Annotated in this window: 4 protein-coding genes; all 4 read right to left on the bottom strand. The window is 32.3% G+C overall.

The window, feature by feature from the left end:
• Nucleotides 1-322 precede the first annotated feature (322 nt).
• Complete coding sequence (locus tag JCM16418_RS25210; protein ID WP_156327259.1) at nt 323-490, bottom strand: hypothetical protein; 168 nt, start codon at nt 488-490, stop codon at nt 323-325.
• Nucleotides 491-1,426: 936 nt separating this feature from the next.
• Complete coding sequence (locus tag JCM16418_RS23140) at nt 1,427-1,816, bottom strand: hypothetical protein (RefSeq protein ID WP_148298907.1); 390 nt, start codon at nt 1,814-1,816, stop codon at nt 1,427-1,429.
• A 61-nt stretch (nt 1,817-1,877) separates the two neighbouring features.
• Nucleotides 1,878-2,381: a hypothetical protein gene (locus tag JCM16418_RS23135; protein WP_036653757.1), complete on the bottom strand. Its 504-nt coding sequence runs from the start codon at nt 2,379-2,381 to the stop codon at nt 1,878-1,880.
• Between the two features lie 499 nt (nt 2,382-2,880).
• Nucleotides 2,881-4,426, bottom strand: a 1,546-nt coding sequence (locus JCM16418_RS23130) for a DEAD/DEAH box helicase (RefSeq protein WP_036653755.1), incomplete at its 5' end; no start/stop codon positions are given.

Raw genomic sequence — 4,426 nt, 5'->3', positions numbered from 1 at the left:
ATCCTATCTTGTTGTATAACCGTTTCATGATATCATGTATCGCAATACTATTAGACTAATACTGGTGGCCTAAGATTGATACGGATCAAGCCAGAAACTAAGGAATACAAGGCAACAAAGGATACTAAGATGATTGACCATGTATTCGGCATTAAACAAGCCAAGGTAAACATAACAACAGATATAGAGAGCCTTGTGTACCCTTCAGCTTTACGTTTCATTGTTACATTCCTCCTTAATAGTGTTGACTATAAACAATGCATTGTTATAAAATGTAAGGGAGATCAGGACGGTTCTAGTATCCATCCTGAAAGGATATTATTTAGTGTTTGGGTTTGGCGTTACTGCCTTTGCGAGAGGCTTTAGCGCCTTTTCTTATGCTCTTCTTTGTCCTCTGTCGCTTGTCTATGTATTCCAGTGTGTCCTTGATGATTAAGCGTATAAAGGTTAGAAGTGCAATGATGACAGCAGTCTTTTGCCACCCTTCCATGGTATTTCACCTCCTCCCTTACAAGTAATATTATACCATGCGATTTTTACATTTGTAAAGTAAATAATAGTATTTTTCACTCTTAATTGATAATAAATAATTGTTGTGAATGAAGCAATTGTGGCATTGGTCGTTGAATGGTTTGTTGTGTGTGGATAGTGAGAGATGGATATAGTATATATGGCTATATAGTGTTGATATATAGGTGGATATAATAGTGGTTATAGTTATAAAATAGTAATGATTATAGTAATGGTTATAGTAATGGTTAAGTGTTAAATCGTCAAATTTTTGTTATGTAACGAATTTACAAAAAGATTTTTTATTATGAAATAAAAATTCAAAAAATTACTGTTTACAACTTTTCGAAAAAAATAAAATTATGAAACTTTGTTTCCTCTCTCTGCTTATTTCCCGAAATCAGATAGCAAATTGCAAATATCTCAACCAGCCATAGAATCCGTGCATAACTGTTATTATACACGGTTTTTTAGCGTATTTTTACTTACTAATAGTGGGGGGTACATTAAAAGTAAGTAACTAACAATTTTTAGGAGGTGGCCTACTAGCACTTCAACACCGATACTCAACTTATAAATTTTACTTGAACATTTTAAAATACCACTCAATTGTCATTCGATTTCTATTCGTAGAACCCTTATTTATCAACGTATTATTTTTTCATTTTCATCACTTTTTTACCCAAATATCCGATTAACCCTTATTATATATAGCCTCTACGATTACGACTACACTTTTACGTCAATAAAAACACTTTTCTTCGATTAAAATCTCCTTAGTTTTCAACCTAAAAACCATATTACCTTTCACTCTTTTTACTCAAATATCATCATTTACGATTGACGTTTTTTGCTCTCACGATATCCCTTTACTGTGAAACAAAAAAGCAACCACAAAGGCTGCTCATAAACTTACTTAGTTTAATACTTCATGATCAATCTCAATTCCAACATCAATCATATCCCTTTTATACATCTCTTCATATCCCTCAAATCTCTCGTCATAATCAACAGAATCCCTATAAGATTGAATCCTTCTTCTGCATTCTTCAACGAACCTTATATCAATTCTCTCTCTCTCACATATCTTGAACAACTGGTAATCATCATACTGTATTGTTCGTGTGGTTCCTTTTTTCCACTGGCTATCCTGAATATGCTTCTTGAGTTCCATAACGGTTATTTCACCTGAGCTGAGACTAAAAACAATATCACTATTCTTTCTAGATCCCTTTTTCTTAGGATTTTTAACATTACCATCCTTATCGTAAAAGTTATTATACAATCTAAGTTTTTCACTGTCCAAGGATGCATAGTACAAATTCTCCTCTTGCTTCTTACTACCATCGACATAGGAACCAGAAAATTTATAAAATTCTAGGATTACTATCTGATCTGTTCAAATCTTTAATAATTAGTCTCATCTTCTCATCACTAATATTTAACCTATTTGCAAATTCGGTATAAGATATTTTTCTGCCATATATCTCACCAGCCAAGATAAAACAATATGCATTTAATTTTTCTACTTCTACAAACTGTTCAAAATCAGAATATAATAATTTAGCAAACTTCTTATCTTTATTTAAAATAGTATCAAATGATATTATCAACAGATCCTTCCTCTTTGTCTCAGGACTAATATCACAATTAACATAACCTTTTGCTACTAAACAAAGAATGCTTTTCCTTATTTCTTTAATTTTATCTCTAGATTTTCCTTTTAACTTGAACCGAATTGTAGATGTTATTATTTCTAAATTAGAAGTAAACGAAGCATTCTTTTTACTATTAACCTGTCTCATCATGTATAAATGAGAATATATAGCTAGATCTTGAGGGGATAATCCTTTATCTCCAGACTCAAACATACATTTTAAAAATTTTAATAAAATTATTATCAGTCATATATCATACAACGACTCCTATACTCAAATTATATAACAAACAAAAATTCAAATTTTCTCTAAATCATGCGCCAGCATAGTCTCTCTTTAAATATGTCTCTCTTTAATAATGTCTCTCTCTTGTTTACTTCCAATTTTGGGACATAATTTATGTCACTGTGTGGTATAGGTATCCAAAAAAAGGACATAAAAAGTGTCCCAAAATTGGATACCCCTCCAAGAAAAGGACACAAAACATGTCCCTTTTTTGGATACACCTTGAGGTATACCAGAATGGGACATAAAACATGTCCCTTTTTTGGATACCTACACATATTTTAACCAATAATTTCAACGCTTTTTCATTCTCATTATTTTTAAATATATTGATTTTCAACTTTCGCTATTCCTTGATTTATAAGGGTTTTATAAAAGTAGATACTCAGAACACATATATGTAAAATCCCTTTGTTTTCAATGATTCTCATTTTTCTATTCTTGAAGTTTGATATATAAATTTCTTGCTTAACATTCCTGATATAGTCCCTGAAGCAAAGTATGTAGATACATCCCACTTATTCTTTCCCCAAGCACAAAACTTGAGCTGCGACTCGGACGGTCTCTCCTTTTTCCATAAACTCTTAGGATCTGAATATGTATTCTTACCAGCCTTCTTTTCTACCCAATCAATAGCATCGTTTACATTCGTTAATTCTATTATCTCTACAATAGATTTTTTATCTTTATTAGTTTCAGTGTCAAACACTGTGAACTTATCGTTAATGTTCTCCACAACATAGTAATTAGTAAATCCATAGCTTAGAGCGTATGCTGTGCCTCCTACTCTAAACCAATCTAACTTCCCACCTTCAAATCCCTTCTTCATGTCTCTATTTATGAGTTTGATACGTTCAGCAACAATTTCCAGCTCTTTTTGTTTTAGTAGTTCTTTTTCAACCCTTATTCGTTCTTCGTTTTGTCTTTTTATTTCTTCATCAATCTTCTCTTTCTTAACTCTTTCTTTTGCATCCTTCAATCTTTCACCATGCTTTATATTAGTTAAAAACAACTCACCCATATTCATCAGATCGTGTCTTTTGGTTACATCTTGGATGTCTATGATCATACAATCATGCTTATTCTGGGCTAACCGTAGACCTCGACCTACTATCTGCTCAAATAAGATCTTTGATTTGGTAGGCCTACATATGATTATTGTGTCAGTTTCAGGTACATCAAAACCAGTAGTTAGGGTCATTACATTAATTAATACTTTAACAGTTTTATTCTTGAACTGTTCTAATATATCTTTTCTATCTTGCTTAGGTGTTTCTCCATCTATGTATGCTGCTTTTATACCTTCTTCGATAAAATCCTTAAGCAACTCTTTCCCATGGTCACATCCAGCAGCAAATACAAGAGTGAGCTCTCTATCTATTGCGTACTTTTTATATGATTCTAATATAAGCTTTTTACGTTCTGCATTATTGACTATCTTTTCTAGTTCGCCTTGAGCAAAATCGCCATTTGTAATCTTTACATTGTTAATATTAGTTTTCGATTGGATGAGAATTGCATAGGGCTCAACTAGGAACTCATTATCAATCATATCTAGAATAGTTCTTTTGAAGATCGGTTGTCCAAATATTTCAATACATGCCTTTGTGTATGGCGTAGCAGTAAAACCAATTATTTTAGCATCACCATTTACTTGTTTAAGTACCTTATGTATTTGCTTGGGAGCCATATGACACTCATCAAAGATAATATACTCAAATATACCATAATTAATCATATCTTTTATTCGTTTACTGTTCCCATGAGTCAATGATTGTCTTGTTGATATAACTACCTTGTTAGATACCTCGTTTAAGCTTCCTTGTACATGACCAATATCAATAAGGGGATCAATCATTCTTAATTTTTCTTCTGTTTGTTCCCTGAGTTCAGTAGAAGGTACAACTATAAGCACTCTTCCGATAGCATCTGCTGCTATCTTTGCCATCACAACGGTTTTACCAGAACCTGTA

Source organism: Paenibacillus pini JCM 16418 (genome assembly GCF_000576305.1).
Taxonomy (GTDB): domain Bacteria; phylum Bacillota; class Bacilli; order Paenibacillales; family Paenibacillaceae; genus Paenibacillus_AQ; species Paenibacillus_AQ pini.
Note: the sequence above shows the minus strand (reverse complement) of the source record. Positions and strands in the feature narration are given on the sequence as shown.

Coding starts and splice junctions, on each gene's coding strand:
- JCM16418_RS25210 (WP_156327259.1), bottom strand. CDS start 490: ATGGAAGGGTGGCAAAAGACTGCTGTCATCATTGCACTTCTAACCTTT.
- JCM16418_RS23135 (WP_036653757.1), bottom strand. CDS start 2,381: ATGTTTGAGTCTGGAGATAAAGGATTATCCCCTCAAGATCTAGCTATA.